This is a genomic window from Temperatibacter marinus (genome assembly GCF_031598375.1).
Taxonomy (GTDB): Bacteria; Pseudomonadota; Alphaproteobacteria; order Sphingomonadales; family Kordiimonadaceae; genus Temperatibacter; species Temperatibacter marinus.
The window spans coordinates 2,042,501-2,066,335 of record NZ_CP123872.1; the positions used below are offsets into that span (position 1 = coordinate 2,042,501).

Consider the following 23,835-nt stretch of genomic DNA (forward strand, 5'->3'; position numbering starts at 1 on the left):
GAGCCAACCCTTGAAATACCACCCTTGTTGTCTCTGATATCTAACCACGGCCCATGAACCTGGGCCTGGGACCCACTGTGGCGGGTAGTTTGACTGGGGCGGTCGCCTCCTAAATGGTAACGGAGGCGCGCGAAGGTAGGCTCAGAGCGGACGGACATCGCTCGTTGAGTGCAATGGCATAAGCCTGCCTGACTGTGAGACTGACAGGTCGAACAGAGACGAAAGTCGGTCATAGTGATCCGGTGGTTCTGCGTGGAAGGGCCATCGCTCAACGGATAAAAGGTACGCCGGGGATAACAGGCTGATACTGCCCAAGAGCTCATATCGACGGCAGTGTTTGGCACCTCGATGTCGGCTCATCTCATCCTGGGGCTGGAGCAGGTCCCAAGGGTATGGCTGTTCGCCATTTAAAGAGGTACGTGAGCTGGGTTTAGAACGTCGTGAGACAGTTCGGTCCCTATCTGCCGTGGGCGTAGGATACTTGAGAGGAGCTGCCCCTAGTACGAGAGGACCGGGGTGGACGTACCTCTGGTGGACCTGTTGTTGCGCCAGCAGCATTGCAGGGTAGCTATGTACGGAAGGGATAACCGCTGAAAGCATCTAAGCGGGAAGCCCCCCTCAAGATAAGGTATCCCTTGAGAGCCGTGGAAGACCACCACGTTGATAGGCCAGGTGTGGAAGCGTAGCAATACGTGAAGCTTACTGGTACTAATTGCTCGATAGGCTTGAGAATTCCCCATAGCCAATGATAAGAATCATTACACAAAAGAACTTTAATCAACTTTCTCGAAAACTTATAAGACTTATATGATGATCTGGTGGTCATAGCATGCCTGTCCCACCCGATCCCATCCCGAACTCGGAAGTGAAAGGGCATCGCGCCGATGGTACTTCGGCTTAAGCCGCGGAAGAGTAGGTCGCCGCCAGATCTTCATATCAGTCTTATCCTTATAATTTATCACAATAAAGTCCATTTAAACCAGCCAAAGGCTGGTTTTTGCTTTTTATAAACCAGTCTGGGTATAAAATTATCTACCGCGGCAGGGCGCGCCGCAAAGCTTTGAACACTCAAAGCCGAAAATAAGCTCCCAGGGAGTATTCAGGATTATCCAGGGTTATCCCTTAACTATACCGACGCGGGGTGGAGCAGCCCGGTAGCTCGTCAGGCTCATAACCTGAAGGTCGTCAGTTCAAATCTGGCCCCCGCAACCAATTAAAGGCCCAAGGCACTCAGTGCCTCGGGCCTTTAACTTTGTTACGAGGACACAGCTTTTAACTGTGCACGCTAGCAGGAAAGGCTAGTGTGCCAGTTCGGCCAAAGTGAGCAAGCGAACGGCGGCAACGTGAGGATCGCAGAGCGACCGCAAACGGTAAATCTGACACCGCAAACGTCGCGAAGCGGACGGAGTATAACGACGTCAACTAAGGCCCGTTAACTCAATAAGTTAACGGGTTTTGTCGTTTTAGAAGGGCTACAGATCCGAACACCACGGTAGCAATGCGGAAGCAGGGGAAAGAGGTATAGAACATATATCATTAAGTTTATATATAATTAGTATAAGTTGATTTGACCTTGCCACCACTCTTCAAATAAGTCTGAGGCTGCAACTGAGAGGGGAAGGGTGCGAGGGGAGGCTTGATCGTGTTGCCTTGAATATAGGACCATTTCAGTGTTTGCATTTCTCCAAGCTTGCTGCCAGTGAGGATGAGCATCTTAAAGGCGGCGATCATAGAAGGGCTCTCCAGCCTTTCCTCTAGGCGCGTATCAAATACTTGCCAAAGCTCTCTCAGTTCTTCAGGTGATAGGAAGCGTTCTCGCTTCTTTTCCGGATATTTCTTCACATGTCTGGTGGGATTGCTGCCATCAGGCCGTAAGCCCCATTCTTCGGCCATATTAAACATCTTAGAGTGAACACCGAGTGTTCTATTCGCCTGATAGGGCATTTCATTATTCTTATGAAGGAGAGCCTCGCTTTCATTCTGTATTCTATGATTTTGCAAGGCTGAGAATATTTTCTATAAAATTTGATGACAGATGAGACTGTTTTGTGGATAGTAAACGAGACACGGTAATAGGGGAAGTTTACAATGCCAGCAGATGACAATACCATTGGTATATGCATGATCTTGTGCCTTGCGGGGATGCAGGGCATGAGCCAGATGTCTGTAGCTGACGATCAATTGCAAGAACTCTCCTTACAAGAGCTATTAAGCATTCCAACCAAGCAGGCAACGTTGATTGAGACAACGATTGGTGAGGCTCCGGCAACCATCACCACGATCACAAAAGAAGATATTGCTCGGTCCTCGGCTCGAAGTTTGGATGAATTATTGCGCATGCATGTTCCTGGATTTCAGACAATGCGGAAGTCTAACGGCACAGCAATTGGTATTCGGGGTGTCATCAGTGATCGAAATGGAAAATTCCTCTTAATGGTGAATGGTCGAGTTATGAATGAGCGTTCTGTTCTTGGGGGGATTTCCGAACGATTTATGACGATGCTTGGGGATATTGAATATGTGAATGTGATTAGAGGCCCCGGCTCAGTGATTCACGGACCAGGCGCCATCGCAGGCACAATTGATATTATTACACGAAGCGGCAAAACCCAAAGCGGCGGTCAAATCTCTGCGCGGCAAGGATTTATTGATACTTTCACATCTCTGGAATATAGCCAGACAATCGCTCTCAGCAATGGTACCCTTTATGGCTATATTGGAATCGACAATGATAACGGCGCCAGTACAAAAGAAGCAGAGCATATCTTTAGTCATGATTTTGTAAGCTCGCTTGGCCCTGTTGAGGCAGGGGTTCCCGTTGGGTATGATTTGCCCAACAACGGTGTCTCCTATCGCGGGGAACCTCGCCTGAAGGCTCATATTCAATATAATAGCGACAATTTAGAAATTTGGGCTCGTTATACCAAAGGTGGGGAGTTGATGAGCTCAGCCCCTGGCAATTGGCGTGAAAGATTTGACACTTCTTCTATAACATTTCGCGGTCTTGGATATCAGCAAGTCACTTTGATGGCTGACTATGACTATCAAGTCTCGGAGGCCTTTCGCGTGAATTTCCAAGCCAGTTTTGACACCCTCGATTCTGAACGAGAGAGTGGTCATCAGACTCCAGAATACCGCGCCTATAAAGAAACAGAGTTTTATACAAGGGTTATAGGACACTGGATGCCAGGCGACCGCCATGAAATAGCTATTGGTCTAGAATATCGTAATGAAGAATTTGGATTACCATCAGATGGATACCCAAATCAGGATGCTTTTGTAAGCCGCAGACTACCGCTTGGTGTGGAGCCTTGGCGGACAAAAACTTTATCGCTCATGGGGGAATATCAGTGGCGCATAAGCGATTATTTTGCTTTTCACGGAGGGCTAAGAATTGATGATAGCAGTGATCTTGATGCCGCGACGTCGGCACGTCTTGCCGCCGTGTTAAAACCAAGCGACTCTGATCGAGTGAAGCTCATATACAATAGCAGTGTGCGGACGCCTGCAGAAGAAGAAAAAAGACTAAGTCAGCTTCGCGGAGTGAACGCGGGCGTTAATGAGAGTATAGACTTTTTCGAAGCACGGTGGGAGCGTCAATCAACAGATTCCTTTTTCTTTGCCCTATCGACTTTCTATGCAGATCATAGCATTTCTGCGCATAATGAGCGAGATACCAGAACAGAAGTACTTGGAGATGCTGAATATTATGGAGTTGAGGTTGAACTAAATTATAGAAAAGACAATTTTAGTTTGACCTTCGCACACAGCCTTACAGAGCTCATAGATTTCACATTGGTTGATCCAAGTGTTGATCGTCAGTTTATATCTGCAGCTCCTTATGGGTATGGCTCAGATTTTGCCAATTGGCACAACCATCAAACAAATCTGAATATGAATTATGATTTTAGTGATGACATGTCCGTCTCTGCCTCACTGACATGGCTTTGGGGTATTCCTGGAGGGCAAGATTTTGCGGCTTATAATGATGAGGTTCTAGGAAATATAACATTTCTGCCTATATCGGATGGAAGTACAAGAGCTTTTGGTCAATCGATCTTTTTAACGATAGGCGCGCGCTACCAACTTTCAGAGTCCGTTGATCTGCGCTTTCATGCTTACAATGTGCTTGGTTGGCTTGACCGTGATTTAAATAAAGTCAATGTTTTCTTAAGGAGCGGCTATTATCAAAATGAAGCCCCAGCCTTTGGTTTTGCTATCGACTATCGCTTCTAGGTCTTTTAATTTTTTAACAATCTCTCAGGAAAAGTAAGTGTGATGATCGTGCCTTTGTCCAGTTGACTGTCAATGGTAATGCTACCTTCAAGGCATTTTGTAAATTCTGAAACAATCGAAAGACCAAGGCCTGTGCCTTCGTGGCTAAGGTGGCTATGTCCATGAACTTGGTAAAATGGCTCGAAGATATGAGATAATTTATCTGAGGGTATACCGCATCCATAATCACGGATGGTTATTTTTAAACTCTTGTCTTGTTGAAGAGATGCTGTGACTTCAACTACTGACTTTGCCTCGGAAAATTTAACGGCGTTTGATAGAAGATTGATGAGGATTTGATTGAATTTGAGCTTGTCTGTGTAGAGCTGGCACTTCACTTTGCTATATTGATTTCTGATTTCAATATTCTTCTCTGAAATCACACCACTTAGAAGGCCTATGATTTCATCAACAGTCTCTGAGATAGGAATATATTCCTGCTGTAGATCTAGTTGATCTGACGTCACTTTTGAAAGATCTAAAATTTGGTTCACGATACCCAGCAAATGTGTACCGCTTTGGTGGATATGGTTCATGGGTTCTTTCATCTTCTCAGATGTGATTTCCCCGTAGATGCCGTGCAAGATTGATTCAGAGAAGCCAATGACAGCATTGAGAGGCGTTCTAAATTCATGGCTCATATTCGCTAAGAAATCAGATTTGGCATGATTGGCTTTAATCGCCTCATCACGCGCTTTGGCCATGTTCTCAGTGCGCTTTAAGACCTTTTCTTCTAATTCTTCATTAGATTTGAGAAGCTTAAATTGTGCAATCTTTCTGTCGTTACTGACTTTCCAGAGACGCAGTACTAAGATCAAGAAAATTACAGAAACTGCCAAAGCCATGAATAAAAATATATCTTTCTTCGCAGTCATTTGTGTGAGAAATGTGATGTTATTCTCAAGATCGTTGAGGATTTCCTTATCCGATTCAATTCGCTCTTGTTGTTCAAGAAGGAGCCTCTGACGTTCTTCTTCTTGCATCTTTAGACGATCAATGTCTGCTCGGCTGCGCTCAAGGCTCTTTATCTGTTGACCTAGAAGAACTTTATTTTCTTCAGCTGTTTTCACAGCTTCGCTATTATTTTTTTGCAAGCTATAAATAGCTCTTTCTTTTTCTCGTATTTCTGCAGTCTTGTTGCTGATCTCGTTCTCTTTTTGCTTCAGTTCATTATCTTTAAGAGTGATCAACTTTTCTTGTTTTTTTAGGGCTGCATTTTCAAGTGCTAACTTCCGCTGTAGATCGGTTAATTGCTCTTCAGCCTTTTGAGAATCTGCTTCTAATTGCTGGAAATTTTCTGCCATTGCGGCCATCTTATTTTCCATTTCACGGTATAGGGTCGCAATATCTAGCTCTGTGCCCCCGAGGAGCAGGATGTCGGTATCCATGGTTAACCGTTCAAGGATAATATTCGCTTTATTTACATCAAAGGCAATGGTTGTGTCGGGCAGTTGCCGATAATTTATCATGTAATCAGAGGTGTCAGAGAGTTCATCGGTGATGACCAAAGTATAGCTACCTCTGAGGCGACGAGCGATGTTTTTCACACGATCAATATTTTTGTATGCAATGAATGCAATATCAATAAGCGGGATGTCTGAGGTCTCCTTAAAGGAGATAATTCGAATTGAGTTCCCGGCAATTATACGATTTGCACTCTGCGCCTTTAAAAGAGAAGCGTAAAGATCTTCATCTTCAAAAACTCCAATGATAATCTGGTCGGAAGACGCTTTTTGGGGCCAGCTGAAATAGTCAATAAACCTCAGAGTTAGTTCGGCTTTTATTTGATTAGGGGTGAAAGACTGCGCAAGCAGCGGCTTGTGACCTATCAGAAAGATAGCCACAATCAATATCGCCAATGACTTGAGTATGTTTGTTACTTGAAACATATTTCTTATCTCTCGTGTCCCCGTTAGGAAAAATATATCTCCTAACGTCCCCCGAGAAAATATATTGCCTATATTGCTTAAGCTATATTTTTAAATTTTTCAATAGGTTACGTAATAATGGTTTTGCGTTCTGCAAAAGGATGAACTCTTAATGGCCTCAACAGCGCTCTCCGCCATATAAAAGATGAACATCTTAACTTAGCTCGGTCGATCTTGATCTCCATCTCCTTTAAAGAGACAATAGGGGGTGTCTATTTTTTCATGCGACTTGAAGATAAAATGTATATCAATATTCTTGTACTCAAAGGGTTCGAAATGATCTGGAATAATCCGATCTGCCCCCCTGTCCTTTAGACTGAAGCCGGCCTGATTTAAAATATCCGCAGGAAGGCCATATTCGTAAAAATCAACATAACTGATATCGTTTTTTTGCATCATGGGTCTTAGGTATACAGGCGCCGCTAGGAGAGACAGTGCGTCACCGACAAAATCAATGATCCTCATCACAGTAAATTTTTCAGTTTTTATTTTTCTGGTGACGATAAGTCCAGCATGATTATTATGCTCTAGCTGCCAGATTTGATAGGTATAGGTGGGGTGTTTTAAATAACGGTTGATTAAATAGACAGCGTTTTTATAGGAATTGTTTTCATTGAAAACCTGAGAGTCGCCTAGAGTGTCTTGAGTTAATTCAATGAAACTCTTTGTGTGAATTTCATGATCTTCTTTAAGGGAATTTACAGTATTATTATCAATAGGATAAATGGATGCTTGGTTGGGGTGTGCAAATATATACCAATGATTTAACGTTCCAATTTCATATTTCAAAGCCTTATAAAGAGGGGCGACATCCAAAGACATTCCCACGCCTCCGATGGAAGAATGAGGGATGATTTTAGCAATATACTGCAGCATCTGCATTCCTGTTAAACTCGGCGCAGTGGGCTTTACCTTCCAAGTGGTCAGCCAAAGTGTGACTCTCTCGCTCTGGCTTGAATATTGAGTACTAGGAATAAAGCCAAGGATACCAATAAGATCGTTTTGAGGGTCACGTGCGATGATGAAGTTTAAAAGATCAGAGTTTATCGTGTGGTGCTGCCATTCAAAGAGGTCATTATCTCTCGCAAGGATGAAATTTTTGCGCCAATACTGGTGCAGAAAATTTTGAATTTCTTGCATTTCTGATTTCATGGCTTGGCGGATATTAGCCATTGCTCTTTTCTTCCTCAACAAGCTCTATGAGACCGAGGTTTGCATGCAGGAACCAGGCAATTCTTCTGTTTTCAAAGGCTATTGCCGGAACGGGTTTTTGAATCAGAGAAACCCTATTATCTTTCGCGCATTTTAGGGCCACCTCAAGGCATGGCACAGAGAAGCACATATGATATAATTTAATATTTTTTTTAATATTTGAAGAAACAGGAGATTTATCGCTCAGAGGTTCGACCAGTTCTATTTTGAAACCATGCAAGTCGATAAAGGCAACGCGAACCTTTTGAAGAGGATCTTCAATGATTTCAATATCTGGATAGTGTGCGCGGATGTCTTTACAGGCCAGTCCTACGTGATTGAAGGTGGCTTGCTCCCCAAAAAAAGTAATTTTTTCCTCTTGGATGGCCCAAAGAGAAGATGGCAGAATCATTGGCTTATTTGTGTTTGAGTGTTGCGACATAATTCATTGCTTCGTGGGACATGCCCTTTGTGTGAGGTTTTAGAGAAACAGGTAAAATTAACTCATCTTCAACATGAAAATAGCGAGACAGCATCTCTGTCACTTCTTCTGCAGAGGTGAAAAGATAAATATGATCAATAGCTGCTGCGAATATTGCAGTTGTTAGGATGAGTGTTCCTTCAGTATCGAGTAGGCTTTGAAGCTTTTTCAGCAAATTTTCTGGGTCTTCAAGATGCTCTAATAATTCTCCACAGAAGATAAAAGGATATTTCTTATCTTCCTTCAATGCATAGATAGAAAGTTCATGGGTTTCATACTGCGTCTTTTTAACCCCCCCTTTTTTTAAAACATTTGTGGCATAGTCTATGGAAGACGGACTTAAGTCCACTAAGGTGGAGTGCAGGTTTGAATTTTCTTGATGGAGGAAAAAAGATTGGACCCCCGTTCCACAAGGAGCATCGAGAAGTTCGTCTGGTTTTCCTGCTGCTTCATATTTATTCACAAGATAAGATATAATGCGGTAATGATTGGGCCATAAAAATTGCGACAACAGCAGACCATCCAAATAGTAGTCATCCATTAACGCGGATTTGTAAACTTGCTGTTCGACTTCTTCATATGAGGCATTTATGTACTGACCTGTCTTAATGAGCTTGGCCTGTAATACTAAATATTCCTTAGAATATTGAGCGAAAGCTTTGATGCATTTGGATGAGGTCGAAGACTTGTCATTCAGGCCTAAGCTCGAAATGATCGCATCAAATCGGTTGTAATAGGTCTCATCAAATTGATCTTCTATATAAGCACGACTTTTAACGAAAAGAGGAAAAGATTTTTGCGCCATATTAAAGGTTTTTGTCACGGATTCCCGAGCTTTTGAGCTATGCGTCATTGTCTACCTCGATCGTAAAAGATGAAATATGTTTAGGAAGAGTGCTATATTTTTCTATGGGAAGTTCAAAGGCAAAGGGTTTCTTTTCATTCCATAGCATCTTGAACTTATCATAGCATGGGCTATTTTTTTGTGTCGGGATATAGGTTGCAGTGATGGTTGATGCGTTTGCGTCACGGGCGCGAAGGGTTAGTAAATGGAGTAAACATTCTTCAACCCCTTTATTGAATACACGACAGCTTACAAAAAAGTCTGTAATGTTAAGTGTTTCTTTACTCTGTTCAAAGCCTAACCCTGCTACTAGGCCAGATTTTCCAAATTTATCCTCCAGAGAGAGCCCCCACATTTCTCGTCGGCCGTTGTTGAGCCAGTTTTTTAAGGACGCAGAAGTTTCTCGCCGAGTGGTTAAATTCATCTGATTGGTTTTATTCATTAATTGGATAAAACGAGCTTCATTGCTCGCCTTAAGGGGAGCCAAGTAAATTTTCATCTCTAGAGAGTGTAACCATTCATCAATCGATAAAATCTGAGCACTTTCCTGCCGCTTCTTCTCTTCCTTATAGAGCTGTGTCCTTTGCTGATCTTCGCCGGAGGATGTTGAGAAGTTAAAAACATCTAATGAGGACAAAGTCGATACATATTTCATCGGATCTTTTGGGAGGTCCGGGACAAGAACTTCAGGGAGAGCACTGGCAACACGATCGCGTTCAGATGGATTGTCATCCAGAAAAATGAGAGACTGAAGACCCAAGTTTAATTCTTTCGCTATCTCCTTGATATTGGTGGCTTTATCATCCCAGTTTATGCGCCAAGCTGAAAAATCATTTTCAGATAAAATCATATGATCATGACTGTTGATGGCCTCTAAGGCGATGGCTTCTTCGTTTTTACTACATAAGGCAAGAATAATGCCTCTCTCTTTTAGGCGATAGAGACATTTCTGAAAGTCCTGATAGGCTTCCCCTTTTGGAGACGATGGTCCAAGGACAAGGTTTTCTTTACCCGCATCCCCTAAAATACCGCCCCAAAGAGTATCATCTAAGTCAAGAATGATGGCCTTCTTTTCTTTGCCGGCTTGATTCAGTAGGAAAGCAGAGATTCTCTCAGCGACACCTTTGAATATTTGATTTGAATAGGCAAGTTTCGCAGAATACCAAAGCTTCGGATTAAAAAAGTCATCGTGCAGCAAGGGGGATAAATTGATAAGAGTTATTGTAGAGGATTGTTTATATTTATTAAGTAAAAGAGAATTTGCTGTGTCGATGATTTCTTTGGGACATAGGGCGCCTGAAATTGTTTCAGATGTGTTAAGACCCCATCTTGGATGAAGGATGAATAGGGGAAGAAAAACTTGTGTCAGGGTACTGGCGGCCCTCTCAAGATGAGTGCAATATGCTTCTATCTCTTCAAGAATGGCAGTTAGTTTTGAGGGCTTTCCTTGAAGAAAGGCTGCGAAAGTAGGACTTACTGCATCAAGGTCTACCCAATTTAATAGGAGGTGAGGAGTAGGGCAATCGGCTTGGGTGTTGCTCAAAATGATCAAATTTGGGATGACCTGATTAAAACTCAGCTCATGATGAACAATGGACGAGATATAAGGTTTAAGATGTCGTACAACAGGTGTAATGACGGCATTTGAGTTTGTTGAGAGTGTAATGTCCGTCATGATAAAGCCTGATTATCGTCATTAGAGTTGATTGCTGATATAATCAGCAAAGCTGGTCACAGTTTTTAATACAGTTTCCGTGCCAAGAACATTTTCATCACTAATTAATTCAATTGATGTTCCTGTTTCTTCCTCAACGGCTTCTTCAACTTCAACGATTAATTGAACGAGTGATAAGGATTCAAGCTCACTTTCATCCCCAATTAAAGGGAAGGTTTCATTAATCTCAGCATTGATTTCTATGCCCAAATCGTCCCGCAAGGCCTTCAGGCTATTCATGATAATGGTTTGAATTTTCTGCTGCATTTATATTTTGCTCCAAAATAATACATAGAATACATTATGGTTTTACGCTCATATTTGCAAGGAGAGAGTGACTAGTCTACTGTCGGAACAGTTTGGTTATTTCTCTGGTTAAAGGAGGCCACAACTTAGGGGGCAAAATGAATCAAAATTTAACAATTGTTATGTATCATTATGTACGGGATCTAAAGGGTAGCAGCTATCCACTCATTAAGGGGTTGGATAAGGAAAAATTTTATAATCAGCTCGGTTACATACAGAACAATTACACGCCAGTCACGAAACAGCAGATTATAGATGCTTATGACGGGGAACAACTGCCAGCGAATGCGATATGGCTCACCTTTGATGATGGATATAGCGATCACTATGATGTTGTTTTGCCAGCCTTACTGAAATTTGGTATCGAAGGAGCTTTCTTTCCGCCTGCATCACCCTATAAAACGCAAAAATTATTAGACGTGAATAAGATCCATTTCATTTTGGCAGCTCAAGAAAACGCGCTCACTTTAATAGATGAAATAAAAAAATGCCTTAAGAGCTTTGATGGGCTTGAGAGCTTTGAACATTATTATCAAAAATGGGGGCATGCTAATCGGTATGACGGGGCCGAGGTGAACTTTATAAAGAGGATGCTTCAAGTTGGCTTGCCAGTTTCTGTGAGGCATGAAATTGCAGATCAACTATTTAAATCCTATGTTACACAAGATGAAGCGGGTTTTTCATCAAACTTATATCTTTCGAAAAGTCAAATTCAAGAAATGTTGCAAGCTGGGATGCAATTCGGAAGCCATGGGACTGATCATGTTTGGCTTGATAGCTTATCACGCGCAAAGCAAAAAGAAGATATCAAGCAATCCATAACTTTTATGAGGGAGATGAATATCCCCCTTAAAGATTGGATGATGTGTTATCCCTATGGCGGGTATAATAAGGACACAATTAAGATCCTTCAGGATATGGGGTGCGCCCTCGGGGTCACGGTAGAAAGCAGAAAAGCATCGATACCTCAAGATTCAAGGCTTATTTTACCCCGGTTGGATACAAATGATTTACCCCAGTGATCAGAATGCATTTTAATATAGACACAGTCTATGAGGGAAGAAAAAATGAATATTAAGCAGGGAATACGATGCACATTTGTCGCGATGATGTTGGCCAGCGTAAGCGCAGCAAGCCATGACAAAGAAATACAGTCTGATCCAGAGTTGACGTATAAAGCCTACCAGCCAAAGCCTAAGGATAAAGTGATATCGAGAGCTGCGTATAAAGATAAACTGCATGGATTTTGGTTGGCTCAATCGATCGCTAATTGGACAGGGCTCATGACCGAAGGAGATCGAAATGAAGCGCCATTTTATACGGATGCTGATTGGGGGACCTTGGATCATCCTAATACATGGGGAGGCTATCGATCCCACTTTGCCTATATCGATTATTTTCTCGTTGAGAAGGATCGAGTTTGGGGATCCGATGATGATACTGATATCGAATATATGTATCAGCACCTCTTAGATCAAAATAATACATCAATCTTAACAGGTGAACAAATTAGAGCAGGGTGGTTAAAGCATATATACTCAAATGAAGATGCACGCATTGATAATGATAGTTTTAGTCGTGAAAATCATCTCTGGGTCTCAAACGAGAAAGCTTACTATTTGATGAAGGATAAAGGCTTAGTGCCTCCGGCAACCAGCGAGCCTGAATATAATGATAAATACGATATGATCGATGCACAGTTGACCACAGAAATCTTTGGATTGTTTGCGCCAGGAAGGCCAGATCTTGCCCTAAAAATGGCTCATCTGCCGATCCGGACAACCGCAAAAGATGAAGCAGCCTGGATCGCCCAATTCTATGTGGTTATGCACGCTCTAGCAGCCAAGGTTGATGTCAGTCTTTCTATAAAGGAACAAACTCAGTGGATGGCCGCGCAAGCCCGCACATATTTGCCAGAGGGAAGCTATCCAGCTGCCATGTATGATTTTGTTAAAGCGCATTACGACAGAAACCCTGATAAAGATAATTGGGAAGCAGCTCGGGACGCGGTTTATCAGACATATCAAATCGAAGGTGCCGCTGGTTATCGCTATAAAGAACTGTTTGATGCCGGTATTAATTTTGCCAGTAGTATGGTTAGCCTATTTTACGGGGAGGGGGATCTTAAGAGAACCATTCGCATCGGTTCCCTCACCGGATGGGATTCTGATAATCCGACAGCGACATGGAGTGGACTTATTGGCTTTATGATCGGCAAGGAAGGCGTTGAAAAAGCCTTTAACAACAATAAATTATCTGAGTTATATTGGATCCATAGAACTCGGCGGGCTTTTCCAGATAGAACATCTGATAAAATGGGGGAAGATACATTCTCCATGATGGCACAGCGGGGACTTTTCGTTATTGACCGTGCTATTCTAGAAGAGATGAAGGGCGGGGTGAATCTCCAAGAAGATTTATGGTATATTCCTGCTGCAAACTAGAGAGAGCCTTTAAAACTCTCCCCACTCAATCTTTTGGGTTAGTCCTGTTTCATCGTTTGTAAGAGTTGGCCCATCATTTCATGGATAAGATTTAATCCTTGAAGAGGTCTGATCATGACTTTAAATTCTATGATCTTGCCGTCTTCATTCCATTTGATCATGTCTACACCATTGATATAGATGCCATTAATTTCTGTCTCGAATTCGAGAACGGCGCTGGTATCGTTGACCAGTTCGCGGACATAGTTGAAATGGTCGTTTCCAAAAACATTTACTGCCGCTGCAAGATACATAAAGGTAATATCCTTTCCGACTTGAGGGGTATGTACCACTGGCGAGATCATTGTGGCCTCTTCTGCGAGTAAATCCTTAAGGGCTTCCATGTTTCGTGTCTTAACAATAGTATGCCAGTCTTTAATAAGATCCTGCATTGTCATCTTTCGGTCTCCTGATTGCGGGGGAATAAGTACAAGGGCTTCTTTCTTCAAAAGCTTTTTTATTCAGCGGCATAAAAAAAGGCCTGCCACAAGACAGGCCTTTGTGCCTTAGTCTGCAGTGCTTTAGCAGACTTCGAATAATCCTGCAGCACCCATGCCGCCGCCAACACACATGGTGCAGACAACGTATTTTGCGCCGCGTCGTTTGCCTTCGATGAGAGCATGCCCCACCATACGTGCGCCAGACATACCATAGGGGTGCCCAATAGAAATAGCCCCGCCGTTTACATTCATCAACTCGTTAGGGATTCCGAGTTTATCGCGGCAATAGAGAACTTGCACGGCAAAGGCTTCGTTTAATTCCCAAAGGCCAATGTCATCCATGGTCAGGCCATGTTGTTTCAACAATTTAGGAATGGCATAGATAGGCCCAATGCCCATCTCATCAGGCTCACATCCTGCGACAGCCATGCCGCGGTAGATACCTAGCGGCGACAGCCCCCTTTTCTCGGCTACTTTTGCTTCCATAAGAACACTTGCAGAGGCGCCGTCAGAAAGCTGTGATGCATTGCCAGCACTAATGGTGCCCCCCTCAATCACAGTGCGTAATCCTTGCAGCCCTTCTAGGGTTGTTTCAGGTCGATTGCCTTCGTCTTTTGATAGGGTGACTTCAGCAAAGCTGAGAGCGCCAGTTTCTTTGTCTTGAATAGCTTTTTGTGTCGTGATTGGCACAATTTCATCATCAAATTTGCCAGCGTCTTGAGCTGCAGCTGTCCGCATTTGAGATTGATACCCATATTCGTCCATAGCATCTTTAGACACGCCGTACCGACTTGCGACAACTTCTGCTGTTTGAAGCATAGGCATATAAACATTTTTATGGAGGGCGACTAGGGATTTATCCACCATATATTCTGTGTTCATCTTAGGCGTTTGTACCAATGAAATGCTTTCTAATCCTGCGCCAATGGCAACGTCTTGACCGTCATACATGATCTGTTTCGCCGCAGTAGCGATGGCCATCATTCCACTGGAGCACTGACGGTCTAATGTCATCCCTGACACAGAAACCGGTAAGCCAGCCCTTAAGGCTGCAAGGCGTCCAATATTGGGGCTTGTTGTCCCTTGTGGGAGGGCACAGCCCATAATTAAATCTTCAACGTCGCCGCCATCAATACCCGCGCGATCAACAGCGTGGGAAACGGCATGTGCAGCAAGGCTAGGGCCTTGTGTAGCGTTGAGGGCCCCTTTGTAAGCACGTCCAATTGGTGTCCGTGCCGTTGAGACTATTACTGCTTCTCTCATTCTCTTTCTCCTTAATAACCGCTGAGGGTTGCAAAACGATCGGTATGATAATTTTGACCGCCATATAGATTTGATACAGCCCGTGCCCGTTTGATGAAGAAACCAATATCATATTCGTCAGTCATGCCAATTCCACCGTGCATTTGAATGCCTTCATTGGTGGCCAGCTCAGCGGTTTTACAGGCTTTGGCTTTCGCAGCAGATGCCAACATCGATAGATTGGGTGCACTTGCATCAGCAGCTTGAAGCGCAGCAAGAATGATAGAACGGGTCACTTCTATTTCTGCAAAAAGATGCGCAGATCGATGTTGCAGGCCTTGGAATGTACCAATGATTTTTCCGAATTGTTTCCGCTCTTTCAAATAAGCAGTCGTCATATCGAAGGCAGCCTGAGTGAGACCGAGTAATTCTGCGGCCAGCACGATATTTACCTTGTCAATTGCCGGGATTAATTTTTCGAGACCATCATCAGAAAGTAAGGTTGCTGGGGTGCCTTCAAAAGTAAGTTTTGCCCAATTTCTACTGTCTGCCATGACGGTGCGATCCGTTATTAAATTCGCAGCCCCTTTTTGAACGGTATAGAGGGACAACCGATCGTCATCTGTGCGAGCAAGAACAATGATGTGATCCGCAGTATGCCCCTCGGGGACAAATGTTTTCATACCAGAGAGTTTATAACCATCCCCATCAGCAATCGCTTTCGTTTTTACAGATTCTGGACTGTAATGTCCTGTCTCATCAAGGGCAACTGTTGCTATCGCTTCACCTGAAGAGACCCGCTCTAGGATTGCGGAGCCTGTTGATTTCAGAATTTCTGTGGCCAAAACACAAGAAGCAGTAAAGGGCGATGAAACAAGTGTCGTTGCCATTGCTTCAGCAACAATCCCAGCCCCAACATAGCCAAAGCCAGTGCCGCCTTCTTCTTCAGAAAGGAGAAGCGATGTGAAACCCATCTCAGCCATTTCTGACCAAAGATCAGAATCATAGCCTGTTTCATCCCTTTTGTCTCTCAATGAGCGGAAAGCTGTGATGGGGGATCGTTCCTTAAAAAAACCAACTGCCGATTCTTTAAGCAGGGTTTGATCTTCGTTATATACTAATGCCATAATCTTTCTCCTGCTTATTCGTCTGGTAATTCTAGAAGGCGTTTAGAAATGATGTTCAGCATCACTTCAGATGTACCGCCTTCAATTGAATTTGCTTTTGTGCGTAACCAGTCCTTAGCTGTTTTACCATCCATCGATGACTGGCCTTCCCATTCCAAAGCGTCAGAACCTTTAATCTTAAGCATGAATTCATGACGATCTTTATTAAGTTCGGTTCCGTAATATTTTAAGGCACTCGAGAAGGCACCTACACCTTCGCCAGCTTTTGCCCGGTCCATTGTTCTTTGCATCGTCATCATAAAGCTCAGGCCATCAATTTCGTGAGAAGCTATATCTTGACGAAGCATCAAGTCATTCAATTGACCGTTCTGGTCCAGCCCCATCTCTTCTTTAGCAATATTTGAGAGAGGAACCATATTCCCGAGATCTCCAATATTTGTTCTTTCGTGCGTGAGAAGGTATTTTGCGACATCCCAGCCCTTATTTTCTACATAGACTGTCTGTGATCGCGGAACTCGAACATCATCAAAGAATGTTTCGCAGAAAGGTGATTTTCCTGAAATCAACTTAATTGGCTTTGTAGAGACACCCTCTGAAGTCATGTCAAAAAGGATGAAACTGATGCCAGTATGTTTTGGCTCTTGCGGGCCAGTTCGAACAAGACAGAAAATCCAATCTGCTTGATCCGCATATGAGGTCCATACTTTTTGGCCATTCACCACATAATGATCGCCGTCAATTTCTGCCTTGGTGGCAAGAGATGCTAAGTCAGATCCAGAATTAGGTTCGCTATAGCCTTGACACCAACGGACTTCACCGCGAGATATCGGCGGGAGATATTCTAGTTTCTGTTCTTCTGTGCCAAATTTTAAGAGCGCTGGTCCAAGCATCCAGATGCCGAAGGATAAGAGAGGTTCACGTGCATTGATCCGGTGCATCTCTGTTTTTAAAATTTTTGCCTCTTCTCGGGTTAGCCCACCACCGCCATATTCTTTTGGCCAGGTAGGAACCGTCCAACCTTTCTCGGCCATCTTATTCAGCCAGCTTTTTTGGTCTTCACTTTTGAACGTAAAATTTTTGCCTCCCCAGCAAACATCGTCTTCGCTCATTACGGGCGCTCGCATGCTCTGTGGGCAGTTATCTTCCAGCCAGGCTCTTACCTCACTGCGAAATTCATTTAGATCCGTCATACTTAGTCCTCCACTTCCCTAATACGATAAAGATAGCAACATTCTATTTGAGATCAAGTAACTTTACGTGCACGTAAACTATAGCGAAAATGAGTTCTCCAGAAAAGCTTGATTTTCAGCCGTTTCTACTCAGGATCTTGCCGATAATTTTTCCATGAAGTGTTTTCGGCAGAGAGCGATATATCGATCATTGCCACCAACTTCGATAGAGGCACCTTCTTTTACGGCGTCGCCTTTTTCATCGATTCTTAAATTCATTGTGGCTTTTCGTCCGCATTTGCAGATGGTCTTCAGCTCGTGCAATTCATCACCAAGCGCGAGTAACCACTGGCTCCCTTCAAAAAGATTTGCCTGGAAGTCCGTCCTCAAACCATAGCAAAGTACAGGAATGTGAAGCGTGTCTGCAATTTTACCAAGCTGAAAAACTTGGTCTTTTGATAAAAATTGTGCTTCATCGACTAAAACGCAGTCCGCTTCACCGCGGGCATGATTTTCCTTCACCAGTCCAAAGATGTCTGTACCCTTCTCGAAGACATTGGCATCGGCTTTTATGCCGATCCGGCTGGCAATAGTGCCCACCTGTACTCTGTCATCCAATTTGGCTGTAAAGAGGATTGTTTTCATCCCGCGCTCATAATAGTTAAAACTGGATTGCAGAAGCGTTGTAGATTTTCCTGCATTCATCGCGGAATAATAGAAATAGAGCTTAGCCATAGAAAAGTCTGCCTTTAAAGGTTTGTCCCAAAGATTCGGTCGCCAGCATCCCCTAAGCCTGGGGTGATATAGCCAATATCTGTGAGACGGTCATCAACTGCTGCTGTTGTTATCTGTACGTCAGGATGTGCATCTGACAGGGCCTTGACACCTTCTGGTGCAGCGACAAGGCAGATGAATTTTATCTTTTTAACGCCAATTTCCTTTAGTGCATTGACGGCATAAATTGCAGAGCCACCTGTCGCTAGCATAGGGTCGATGACCACAGCGAGTCGTTGATCCATGCGCTCGGGCATTTTGAAACTATACTTATATGGCTGTAATGTTTCTTCATTCCGCGCCAGTCCAATCTGACCAATTTTGGCTGTTGGTACAATATCCAGCAGGGGAGCCAGTAACCCGTCACCAGCCCTTAAAATAGAGATAAGCGCTAGTTTCTTTCCTGCAATTTCTTTGCCTGTCATCGGCGCAACAGGGGTTTCAATTGCTTTATCAGTCAGAGGTAGATCTTTAAGAGATTCCATGCCTAGGAACCATCCAATCTCTCTTAAATACTCACGGAAATTCTTAGTGCCGGTCTCAGTTTGGCGTAAGAGTGTAAGTTTATGCTGAACCATAGGGTGGTCGACGATTTGTACTTCTGCTGACATGGGCTTTCCTAAACTGTAAAAGAAGGTTAACCATATAAATCTAATTGGAAAGGTGCAATATAAAGATTAGTTCTGTTCATATAAATTTTAAGAGTATAGAGTTACACTCAATAAAAGGGTGTTCAATCACAGATCATCTAAGGGGAAAAAATGACTTCAAATGATATTCAGCAGATGATTAAGCGCGCCATTCAAGCGAAAGATTCTGCTTATGCACCATACTCTAATCATCCTGTCGGTGCCTGCATCATGACTGAAAACGGTCAAATCTTTGCAGGCGCAAATGTTGAAAATGCGGCTTATCCACTTAGCCGATGCGCAGAGAGTACGGCAATTGGAAATATGGTCTTGGGCGGGAGCGATAAAGATGACGGGGCTCGGATAATAACGAAAATTGTCGTTGTTGGTCCTGGATATGAGGCCTGTACGCCGTGCGGTGGATGCCGTCAAAGTTTACGTGAATTTGCATCCTCTGAAGCCATTGTCTATGTTTGTGACAAAGACGGAAAGGTCATGTTAGAGACAGACTTTTCAGCTTTACTGCCTCATTCTTTTGGCCCAGATAATGTCAAAGAAGTTAATCCTCAATAAGGAAAAATAGTCAAATGCTAACACAAACATTTTTGCCGCAAGATGTCATTCGCAAAAAGCGGGATCAATTCCCTTTAACTTCAGATGAAATCAGTTCTTTTGTAAGGGGAATCGCGGATCAATCTGTTTCAGATTCTCAGATTGCGGCTCTGGGCATGGCGGTCTTTTTTAATGGTATGAGTGCCGAGGAAGGGGCCAATCTTACATTGGCTATGCGCGATAGCGGGGATGTCATTAAATGGCAAGAGTACGGTTTCGATTCAGAGGCACCGATCGTCGACAAACATTCGACAGGGGGCGTTGGTGACAAGGTCAGCTTTATGCTTGCAGCCATCGTTGCTGCTTGTGGGGCTGTTGTGCCAATGATTGCAGGCCGTGGTCTTGGTCATACGGGCGGCACCATCGATAAGTTAGAAGCCATTCCAGGCTATGATACAATGTTGGATACACCAAAATTTGTTGATGTCGTACGTCGTCATGGCTGTTCAATCATTGGGCAGACTTCAAACTTAGCGCCTGCAGATAAACGATTTTATGCGGTCAGGGACGTTACCTCTACAGTTGAGTCAATTCCTTTGATAACCGCATCTATTCTCTCTAAAAAACTAGCCGCTGGTCTTCATTCTTTGGTTATGGATGTCAAGTTTGGGAATGGCGCCTTTATGGAAACGGCTGAACAAGCTGAAGCATTGGGTCGGTCCATTGTACGGGTTGCCACCGCTGCGGGAGTTCCTACATCTGCACTGCTTACGGATATGAACCAGGTTTTAGGCACCTCAGCTGGGAATAGTGTCGAAATTTATGAAACCATCGAGTTTTTGAAAAACCCTCACCAAGCAGACACGCGCCTTAAAGCAATTGTGAATGACCTGGCAGCAGAAATGTTATGGCGAGCAGGCTTGGCTGAGACAGTAGAGCAAGGGGCAAAAAATGCGGATCGTGCTTTATCAGATGGTCGTGCGGCAGAGAAATTTGCAAAGATGGTTGAACTTCATGGTGGCCCTGCGGATCTTATGGAAAACCCAGAGAAATCCCTTAGTCTCGCTCCCTATAGGAAGCCTGTTTTCTTGCCGAGGTCTGGCTTTATCTCTTCTATGAAAACCCGCGATATTGGCCAGATTATTGTCTCTATGAAGGGGGGAAGGGCTCACCCTGATGAGGATATTGATCACTCTGTAGGATTTTCAGGCTTTCTTCAAAATGGTGATGCTGTTGATGCAGAAACGCCCGTCTGTATGCTCTATGCCCGAGATGAAGATCAATGGACCATGGCGGCAGATACATTGATTAAAGCGATTACGGTTTCTGAAGAACAGCCGTCTCTTTCACCGATCACACAAAAAATTATTAGGGATTAAGTAATGATTAGTATTCTAGGAATTCTTCTGCTCTTAGGTGTTGCATGGTTTTTGTCTAAGGACAAAAAAGCAATTTCATATAGGACTGTGCTTTCTGCCTTTGCTTTGCAGCTGGGTATTGCAGCTTTCACACTATACAGCGAGAGCGGCCAAGTCATAATGGCGGCTATTTCAAGCTCTATCTATTCTGTGATTGAATATTCCCAAGCTGGAATAAATTTTATGTTTGGTACTCTTGGGGGCACAGAATTTGCTGGATTTATCTTTCTTTTTCATGTTCTGCCAATTTTAATTTTTATGTCCGCTTTAATGTCTGTCCTCTATTACTTGGGGATCATGCAGTGGATTGCTTTGGGGATCGGGACTGTTTTAAGGAAAGTGACAGGCGCCAGCTCTATGGAAAGTCTTGGGGCTGCGGCCAACATTTTCGTCAGCCAGACCGAAGCGCCTGTAGTTCTGCGTCCCTATGTTAAAGGATTAAAAGATCATCAATTCTTCACACTTATGGTGGTTGGCATGGCATCCGTGGCAGGGTCAGTTCTTATGGGGTATGCAGCGATGGGTATTGAACTTAAATATCTAGTGGCAGCCTCATTCATGGCCGCTCCAGGGGGTATTCTTATGGCTAAAATGCTCTATCCAGCTGATGAAGCAGTAGAAGAGCATGATACCAAGGCCATTCTTGATGTTAAGATTGAAGACGAAGAAGGTAAAACGCCAACCAATGTCATCGAAGCCGCAGCAGACGGGGCTACCCTTGGGCTGAAGCTTGCAGCAAATATAGGGGCGATGCTGATAGCTTTCGTTGCCTTAATCGCTCTCGTGAATGGACTATTGTCAGGAATTGGTGGTTTGTTTGGCTATGAACAATTAAGTCTGGAACTCATTCTCGGGGCTTTATTCTCCCCCTTGATGTATGTGCTCGGTGTGCCTTGGGAAGAGGCGATGATTGCCGGAAACCTTGTGGGTCAGAAAACAATATTGAATGAGTTTGTGGCCTTTAGCTCAATGTTGCCAGTTATGGATAGTCTGACACCGCATACGGCTGCAGTTGTCACTTTTGCTCTTTGTGGGTTCGCTAACTTATCGTCGTTGGCTATTCAACTTGGCGGGCTGGGAGCCCTTGATCCCTCACGTAAGCCCTTTATCGCAAAAAATGGCTTACGCGCTATGGCAGCAGGAACCCTTGCCAACTTTATGAGTGCAGCGCTGGCGTCTTTAATGCTCTCGCTGTAGTCTTATTTTAACTGCTTATAGAGGCGTGTGGACCACTTGGACCATGCGCCTTTTGATTTCATCCGACTTGAGACAACCATGTGCCCCTCTGCTGTAATGCTGGATTTTGCCTCAACATCGGTAATACCTCCTGTATTCCCTTTTACAGTCTCGTGAAAATGAATTTCTTCACCGACCTTTTGAGCAGATCCAACCGTATAAAATCCAGCAGTTGTGACATAGTTCATTAAAATAGTCTTGGTTGCCGGGTCATAAAAAATATGAGTTTCGCCTTCATAGACGCCATCATTAACTGAATGCGATGTGCGGATCGCTTTTTTATTTAAGATCCAGCGCCATTTTGAAATGTCTTGAAATCTTTCGGGGGTTGATTTTCCATTGTCATGGACCCAATTTTTGTCTGCATAGGAAGCAAAGATCGCAAGCGGATTGTCTTCTGCTATAATGGCAGGGGCTAAACTTAAGACTAAGAGAAGGGATGAAATTATTGCAAATAGTGAATTTCTCATGTGAATGTCCTAGTTGAAGTTAAATTTTGATACAATTTTATACTTTAATTGAATAGTTTGCACTAGAGTATGTAAAATTAAATTTACTTTAGAACTGTTGAAATTTATATAGCAGTTCGTTTGACCCGAGAGGTAATGGTCAACATTTTTTAGATTGGGATAGATTCATTAAAAGGAATTATTCGCTGAAGACATAAAAGGGAAAAATATGTCAGCTGAATTTGAGCAGAAATTATTACAAACACTCGCAGATAGCGGGTCTTCTTCGATACTTACAATTATGTTGGAGCAACTTAATGCAGGGATAATTCTGATAGAATGGTCGAGCAAGACAATTCACTATACGAATAAATATATTAGAGAACATCCCCTTTGGGTTGGTTCGATTGCAACTGATCCTGTTGAAAAGAATTTATTAGATATTATTAATGATAAGACTTTAACGGGCTATCTAACAGTGGATCGCTTTGAAGTCTTTAACTGCATGGTCACCGTAGGTGAGGGGGTCTACGAAGTGGATGGAAACCCGATCTATAATGCCGATGGGTCTTTTGATTTTATTTATCTGACAACAATTGAGCGTACAAAACGGGCTCGCTTAGCCGAGCATATAAGTGTCGTCATGGATCAAATTCATTCTGAATCATCTGCAATTCGCAATGAAGCCGAGACAGTTTTAGATAGTACACAGCAAGTTATGATTATGGCAAATAGCCTTGCTGAGCAATCCAGTGATGTGACCGAGACTGTTCATAATGTTGCAGCAGCTACAACAGAATTGACTCAATCCATTGGGGAAGTATCACACCATTTCGATAAAGTCTCTTCTGTACTTAATGAAGCTGGTCAACGAGCCAATCAAGCCACAGACACGGTTGCTCTATTGGACAAGGCCTCTCATAATATTACGAATGTGGTCAAACTGATTGATGATATTGCATCGAAGACTAACCTTCTAGCCCTGAATGCGACCATTGAGGCAGCGCGTGCTGGAGAGGCAGGCAGGGGCTTTGCTGTTGTTGCAGGTGAAGTGAAAAGCTTATCAGGGCAAACCAAAGACGCCACTCAAGGCATTGAGCAAAATATCGCTGAGATTAGAAACACGACAGATGATGTGGTGAAAACCATGGGGCTTTTAAAAGAAAGCATGGGAGAGATTAATCAGACCACAGATACGGTTAATCAAGTAGCCCTTCAGCAAAATCAGGCAACGCTTGATATTTCTGATAAAATTAACAATGCGGCGCAAGTTACCGCAGATGTAACAGAGAATATGCAGCAAATTCGTGCAGGCGCTGATGTCAGCGGCAATTCAGCTCAAAATATGTTCAAATCTTTACGGGAACTTGTGACCCTTACTGGGGTGATGCGCGAGGATATTCTCTCGATTATATCTTCAAGTGAGGGCGAAGTGCCTGAGAGTTCTACAAAATCCAAGAAGAGCGCTTTGGACAGCCCTGTACAGGCAGCCCCTGTTCAAGCTTCCGCTTCTGAAGATTTTGATGATGACGTTGAGCTTTTCTAATTAAGTTTATAGGCACTTCTGCAGGGGGGTC

At 43.5% G+C, this 23,835-nt stretch carries 21 protein-coding genes, 1 tRNA gene and 2 rRNA genes (1 of these 24 running past the window's edge); 10 read left to right on the plus strand and 14 right to left on the minus strand.

All coding sequences use genetic code 11. The annotated features are described in order from the left end of the window. The 3 genes from QGN29_RS09055 to QGN29_RS09065 all read left to right on the plus strand — a co-directional run. Positions 1–733: ribosomal RNA gene (locus QGN29_RS09055) — 23S ribosomal RNA — on the plus strand; it begins 2,014 nt to the left of the window's first position. 81 nt (positions 734–814) lie between these two features. Continuing rightward, positions 815–929: ribosomal RNA gene (rrf, locus tag QGN29_RS09060) — 5S ribosomal RNA — on the plus strand. Positions 930–1,135: 206 nt separating this feature from the next. Beyond that, positions 1,136–1,212 (plus strand) — tRNA-Met (locus tag QGN29_RS09065). Positions 1,213–1,542: 330 nt separating this feature from the next. Here the strand turns inward: QGN29_RS09065 and QGN29_RS09070 are convergent. After that, complete coding sequence (locus tag QGN29_RS09070) at positions 1,543–1,944, minus strand: hypothetical protein (RefSeq protein ID WP_310797533.1); 402 nt, start codon at positions 1,942–1,944, stop codon at positions 1,543–1,545. A gap of 144 nt (positions 1,945–2,088) precedes the next feature. Between QGN29_RS09070 and QGN29_RS09075 the strand changes: the two genes are divergently transcribed. Then, positions 2,089–4,236, plus strand: coding sequence for a TonB-dependent receptor plug domain-containing protein (locus QGN29_RS09075; protein WP_310797534.1), 2,148 nt, complete (start codon positions 2,089–2,091; stop codon positions 4,234–4,236). 5 nt (positions 4,237–4,241) lie between these two features. Here QGN29_RS09075 and QGN29_RS09080 read toward each other — a convergent pair whose 3' ends face one another. From QGN29_RS09080 to QGN29_RS09105, 6 genes are all read right to left on the minus strand, one after another. Next, positions 4,242–6,164, minus strand: a complete 1,923-nt coding sequence (locus QGN29_RS09080; protein ID WP_310797535.1) for a YfiR/HmsC family protein — start codon at positions 6,162–6,164, stop codon at positions 4,242–4,244. 198 nt (positions 6,165–6,362) lie between these two features. Beyond that, positions 6,363–7,376, minus strand: a complete 1,014-nt coding sequence (locus tag QGN29_RS09085) for a hypothetical protein (protein ID WP_310797536.1) — start codon at positions 7,374–7,376, stop codon at positions 6,363–6,365. Further along, positions 7,369–7,836, minus strand: coding sequence for a VOC family protein (locus QGN29_RS09090; protein ID WP_310797537.1), 468 nt, complete (start codon positions 7,834–7,836; stop codon positions 7,369–7,371). Before QGN29_RS09090 ends, QGN29_RS09085 begins: the two co-directional genes overlap by 8 nt. Next, entirely contained in the window at positions 7,811–8,728 is a 918-nt protein-coding gene (locus tag QGN29_RS09095) for a class I SAM-dependent methyltransferase (protein WP_310797538.1), read from the minus strand. The genes QGN29_RS09090 and QGN29_RS09095 overlap by 26 nt, the downstream gene beginning before the upstream one ends. Beyond that, complete coding sequence (locus tag QGN29_RS09100) at positions 8,718–10,394, minus strand: HAD-IIIC family phosphatase (protein ID WP_310797539.1); 1,677 nt, start codon at positions 10,392–10,394, stop codon at positions 8,718–8,720. Before QGN29_RS09100 ends, QGN29_RS09095 begins: the two co-directional genes overlap by 11 nt. Positions 10,395–10,415: 21 nt before the next feature. After that, a complete protein-coding gene (locus tag QGN29_RS09105; RefSeq protein WP_310797540.1) occupies positions 10,416–10,700 on the minus strand; it encodes a hypothetical protein in 285 nt (94 codons plus the stop codon). Between the two features lie 137 nt (positions 10,701–10,837). Between QGN29_RS09105 and QGN29_RS09110 the strand changes: the two genes are divergently transcribed. Continuing rightward, positions 10,838–11,761: a polysaccharide deacetylase family protein gene (locus tag QGN29_RS09110; RefSeq protein WP_310797541.1), complete on the plus strand. Its 924-nt coding sequence runs from the start codon at positions 10,838–10,840 to the stop codon at positions 11,759–11,761. 45 nt (positions 11,762–11,806) lie between these two features. Then, on the plus strand, positions 11,807–13,183 hold the full coding sequence (locus QGN29_RS09115; RefSeq protein ID WP_310797542.1) for an ADP-ribosylglycohydrolase family protein: 1,377 nt from the start codon (positions 11,807–11,809) through the stop codon (positions 13,181–13,183). Between the two features lie 38 nt (positions 13,184–13,221). Here the strand turns inward: QGN29_RS09115 and QGN29_RS09120 are convergent, their stop codons facing one another. The 6 genes from QGN29_RS09120 to upp all read right to left on the minus strand — a co-directional run bounded on the left by QGN29_RS09120 (position 13,222) and on the right by upp (position 18,585). After that, complete coding sequence (locus tag QGN29_RS09120; RefSeq protein WP_310797543.1) at positions 13,222–13,620, minus strand: nuclear transport factor 2 family protein; 399 nt, start codon at positions 13,618–13,620, stop codon at positions 13,222–13,224. A 123-nt stretch (positions 13,621–13,743) separates the two neighbouring features. Beyond that, a complete protein-coding gene (locus QGN29_RS09125; RefSeq protein ID WP_310797544.1) occupies positions 13,744–14,925 on the minus strand; it encodes an acetyl-CoA C-acyltransferase in 1,182 nt (393 codons plus the stop codon). Between the two features lie 11 nt (positions 14,926–14,936). Continuing rightward, complete coding sequence (locus QGN29_RS09130; RefSeq protein WP_310797545.1) at positions 14,937–16,031, minus strand: acyl-CoA dehydrogenase family protein; 1,095 nt, start codon at positions 16,029–16,031, stop codon at positions 14,937–14,939. A 14-nt stretch (positions 16,032–16,045) separates the two neighbouring features. After that, a complete protein-coding gene (locus QGN29_RS09135) occupies positions 16,046–17,221 on the minus strand; it encodes an acyl-CoA dehydrogenase family protein (RefSeq protein ID WP_310797546.1) in 1,176 nt (391 codons plus the stop codon). A gap of 129 nt (positions 17,222–17,350) precedes the next feature. Continuing rightward, positions 17,351–17,935 carry a thymidine kinase gene (locus tag QGN29_RS09140; RefSeq protein ID WP_310797547.1) on the minus strand — a complete coding sequence of 195 codons (585 nt, stop codon included), beginning with the start codon at positions 17,933–17,935 and terminating at the stop codon, positions 17,351–17,353. Positions 17,936–17,949: 14 nt separating this feature from the next. Beyond that, positions 17,950–18,585 carry a uracil phosphoribosyltransferase gene (upp, locus tag QGN29_RS09145; protein WP_310797548.1) on the minus strand — a complete coding sequence of 212 codons (636 nt, stop codon included), beginning with the start codon at positions 18,583–18,585 and terminating at the stop codon, positions 17,950–17,952. Between the two features lie 150 nt (positions 18,586–18,735). Here upp and cdd point away from each other — a divergent pair, with 150 nt between their 5' ends. From cdd to QGN29_RS09160, 3 genes are read left to right on the plus strand one after another with little or no spacing between them, the layout of a single operon-like run. Then, positions 18,736–19,176, plus strand: coding sequence for a cytidine deaminase (cdd, locus tag QGN29_RS09150; RefSeq protein ID WP_310797549.1), 441 nt, complete (start codon positions 18,736–18,738; stop codon positions 19,174–19,176). Positions 19,177–19,190: 14 nt separating this feature from the next. Beyond that, complete coding sequence (gene deoA / locus QGN29_RS09155; protein WP_310797550.1) at positions 19,191–20,534, plus strand: thymidine phosphorylase; 1,344 nt, start codon at positions 19,191–19,193, stop codon at positions 20,532–20,534. A 3-nt stretch (positions 20,535–20,537) separates the two neighbouring features. Next, a complete protein-coding gene (locus QGN29_RS09160) occupies positions 20,538–21,770 on the plus strand; it encodes a NupC/NupG family nucleoside CNT transporter (RefSeq protein WP_310797551.1) in 1,233 nt (410 codons plus the stop codon). A 2-nt stretch (positions 21,771–21,772) separates the two neighbouring features. Here the strand turns inward: QGN29_RS09160 and QGN29_RS09165 are convergent, their stop codons facing one another. Then, positions 21,773–22,279 (minus strand): hypothetical protein, encoded by a 507-nt coding sequence (locus QGN29_RS09165; protein WP_310797552.1) that lies wholly within the window; start codon positions 22,277–22,279, stop codon positions 21,773–21,775. A 208-nt stretch (positions 22,280–22,487) separates the two neighbouring features. On the opposite strand from QGN29_RS09165, the gene QGN29_RS09170 reads away from it, so the two are divergent. Then, on the plus strand, positions 22,488–23,804 hold the full coding sequence (locus tag QGN29_RS09170; protein ID WP_310797553.1) for a methyl-accepting chemotaxis protein: 1,317 nt from the start codon (positions 22,488–22,490) through the stop codon (positions 23,802–23,804). Positions 23,805–23,835 lie beyond the last annotated feature (31 nt).

What these genes read in the sequence shown, in the direction of transcription:
- QGN29_RS09110 (WP_310797541.1), top strand. Translation starts at nt 10,838, where the DNA reads ATGAATCAAAATTTAACAATTGTTATGTATCATTATGTACGGGATCTA.
- QGN29_RS09120 (WP_310797543.1), bottom strand. Translation starts at nt 13,620, where the DNA reads ATGACAATGCAGGATCTTATTAAAGACTGGCATACTATTGTTAAGACA.
- QGN29_RS09085 (WP_310797536.1), bottom strand. Translation starts at nt 7,376, where the DNA reads ATGGCTAATATCCGCCAAGCCATGAAATCAGAAATGCAAGAAATTCAA.
- QGN29_RS09170 (WP_310797553.1), top strand. Translation starts at nt 22,488, where the DNA reads ATGTCAGCTGAATTTGAGCAGAAATTATTACAAACACTCGCAGATAGC.
- QGN29_RS09100 (WP_310797539.1), bottom strand. Translation starts at nt 10,394, where the DNA reads ATGACGGACATTACACTCTCAACAAACTCAAATGCCGTCATTACACCT.
- QGN29_RS09135 (WP_310797546.1), bottom strand. Translation starts at nt 17,221, where the DNA reads ATGACGGATCTAAATGAATTTCGCAGTGAGGTAAGAGCCTGGCTGGAA.
- cdd (WP_310797549.1), top strand. Translation starts at nt 18,736, where the DNA reads ATGACTTCAAATGATATTCAGCAGATGATTAAGCGCGCCATTCAAGCG.
- deoA (WP_310797550.1), top strand. Translation starts at nt 19,191, where the DNA reads ATGCTAACACAAACATTTTTGCCGCAAGATGTCATTCGCAAAAAGCGG.
- QGN29_RS09115 (WP_310797542.1), top strand. Translation starts at nt 11,807, where the DNA reads ATGAATATTAAGCAGGGAATACGATGCACATTTGTCGCGATGATGTTG.
- QGN29_RS09105 (WP_310797540.1), bottom strand. Translation starts at nt 10,700, where the DNA reads ATGCAGCAGAAAATTCAAACCATTATCATGAATAGCCTGAAGGCCTTG.
- QGN29_RS09165 (WP_310797552.1), bottom strand. Translation starts at nt 22,279, where the DNA reads ATGAGAAATTCACTATTTGCAATAATTTCATCCCTTCTCTTAGTCTTA.
- upp (WP_310797548.1), bottom strand. Translation starts at nt 18,585, where the DNA reads ATGTCAGCAGAAGTACAAATCGTCGACCACCCTATGGTTCAGCATAAA.
- QGN29_RS09075 (WP_310797534.1), top strand. Translation starts at nt 2,089, where the DNA reads ATGCCAGCAGATGACAATACCATTGGTATATGCATGATCTTGTGCCTT.
- QGN29_RS09090 (WP_310797537.1), bottom strand. Translation starts at nt 7,836, where the DNA reads ATGTCGCAACACTCAAACACAAATAAGCCAATGATTCTGCCATCTTCT.
- QGN29_RS09160 (WP_310797551.1), top strand. Translation starts at nt 20,538, where the DNA reads ATGATTAGTATTCTAGGAATTCTTCTGCTCTTAGGTGTTGCATGGTTT.
- QGN29_RS09095 (WP_310797538.1), bottom strand. Translation starts at nt 8,728, where the DNA reads ATGACGCATAGCTCAAAAGCTCGGGAATCCGTGACAAAAACCTTTAAT.
- QGN29_RS09125 (WP_310797544.1), bottom strand. Translation starts at nt 14,925, where the DNA reads ATGAGAGAAGCAGTAATAGTCTCAACGGCACGGACACCAATTGGACGT.
- QGN29_RS09130 (WP_310797545.1), bottom strand. Translation starts at nt 16,031, where the DNA reads ATGGCATTAGTATATAACGAAGATCAAACCCTGCTTAAAGAATCGGCA.
- QGN29_RS09080 (WP_310797535.1), bottom strand. Translation starts at nt 6,164, where the DNA reads ATGTTTCAAGTAACAAACATACTCAAGTCATTGGCGATATTGATTGTG.
- QGN29_RS09070 (WP_310797533.1), bottom strand. Translation starts at nt 1,944, where the DNA reads ATGCCCTATCAGGCGAATAGAACACTCGGTGTTCACTCTAAGATGTTT.
- QGN29_RS09140 (WP_310797547.1), bottom strand. Translation starts at nt 17,935, where the DNA reads ATGGCTAAGCTCTATTTCTATTATTCCGCGATGAATGCAGGAAAATCT.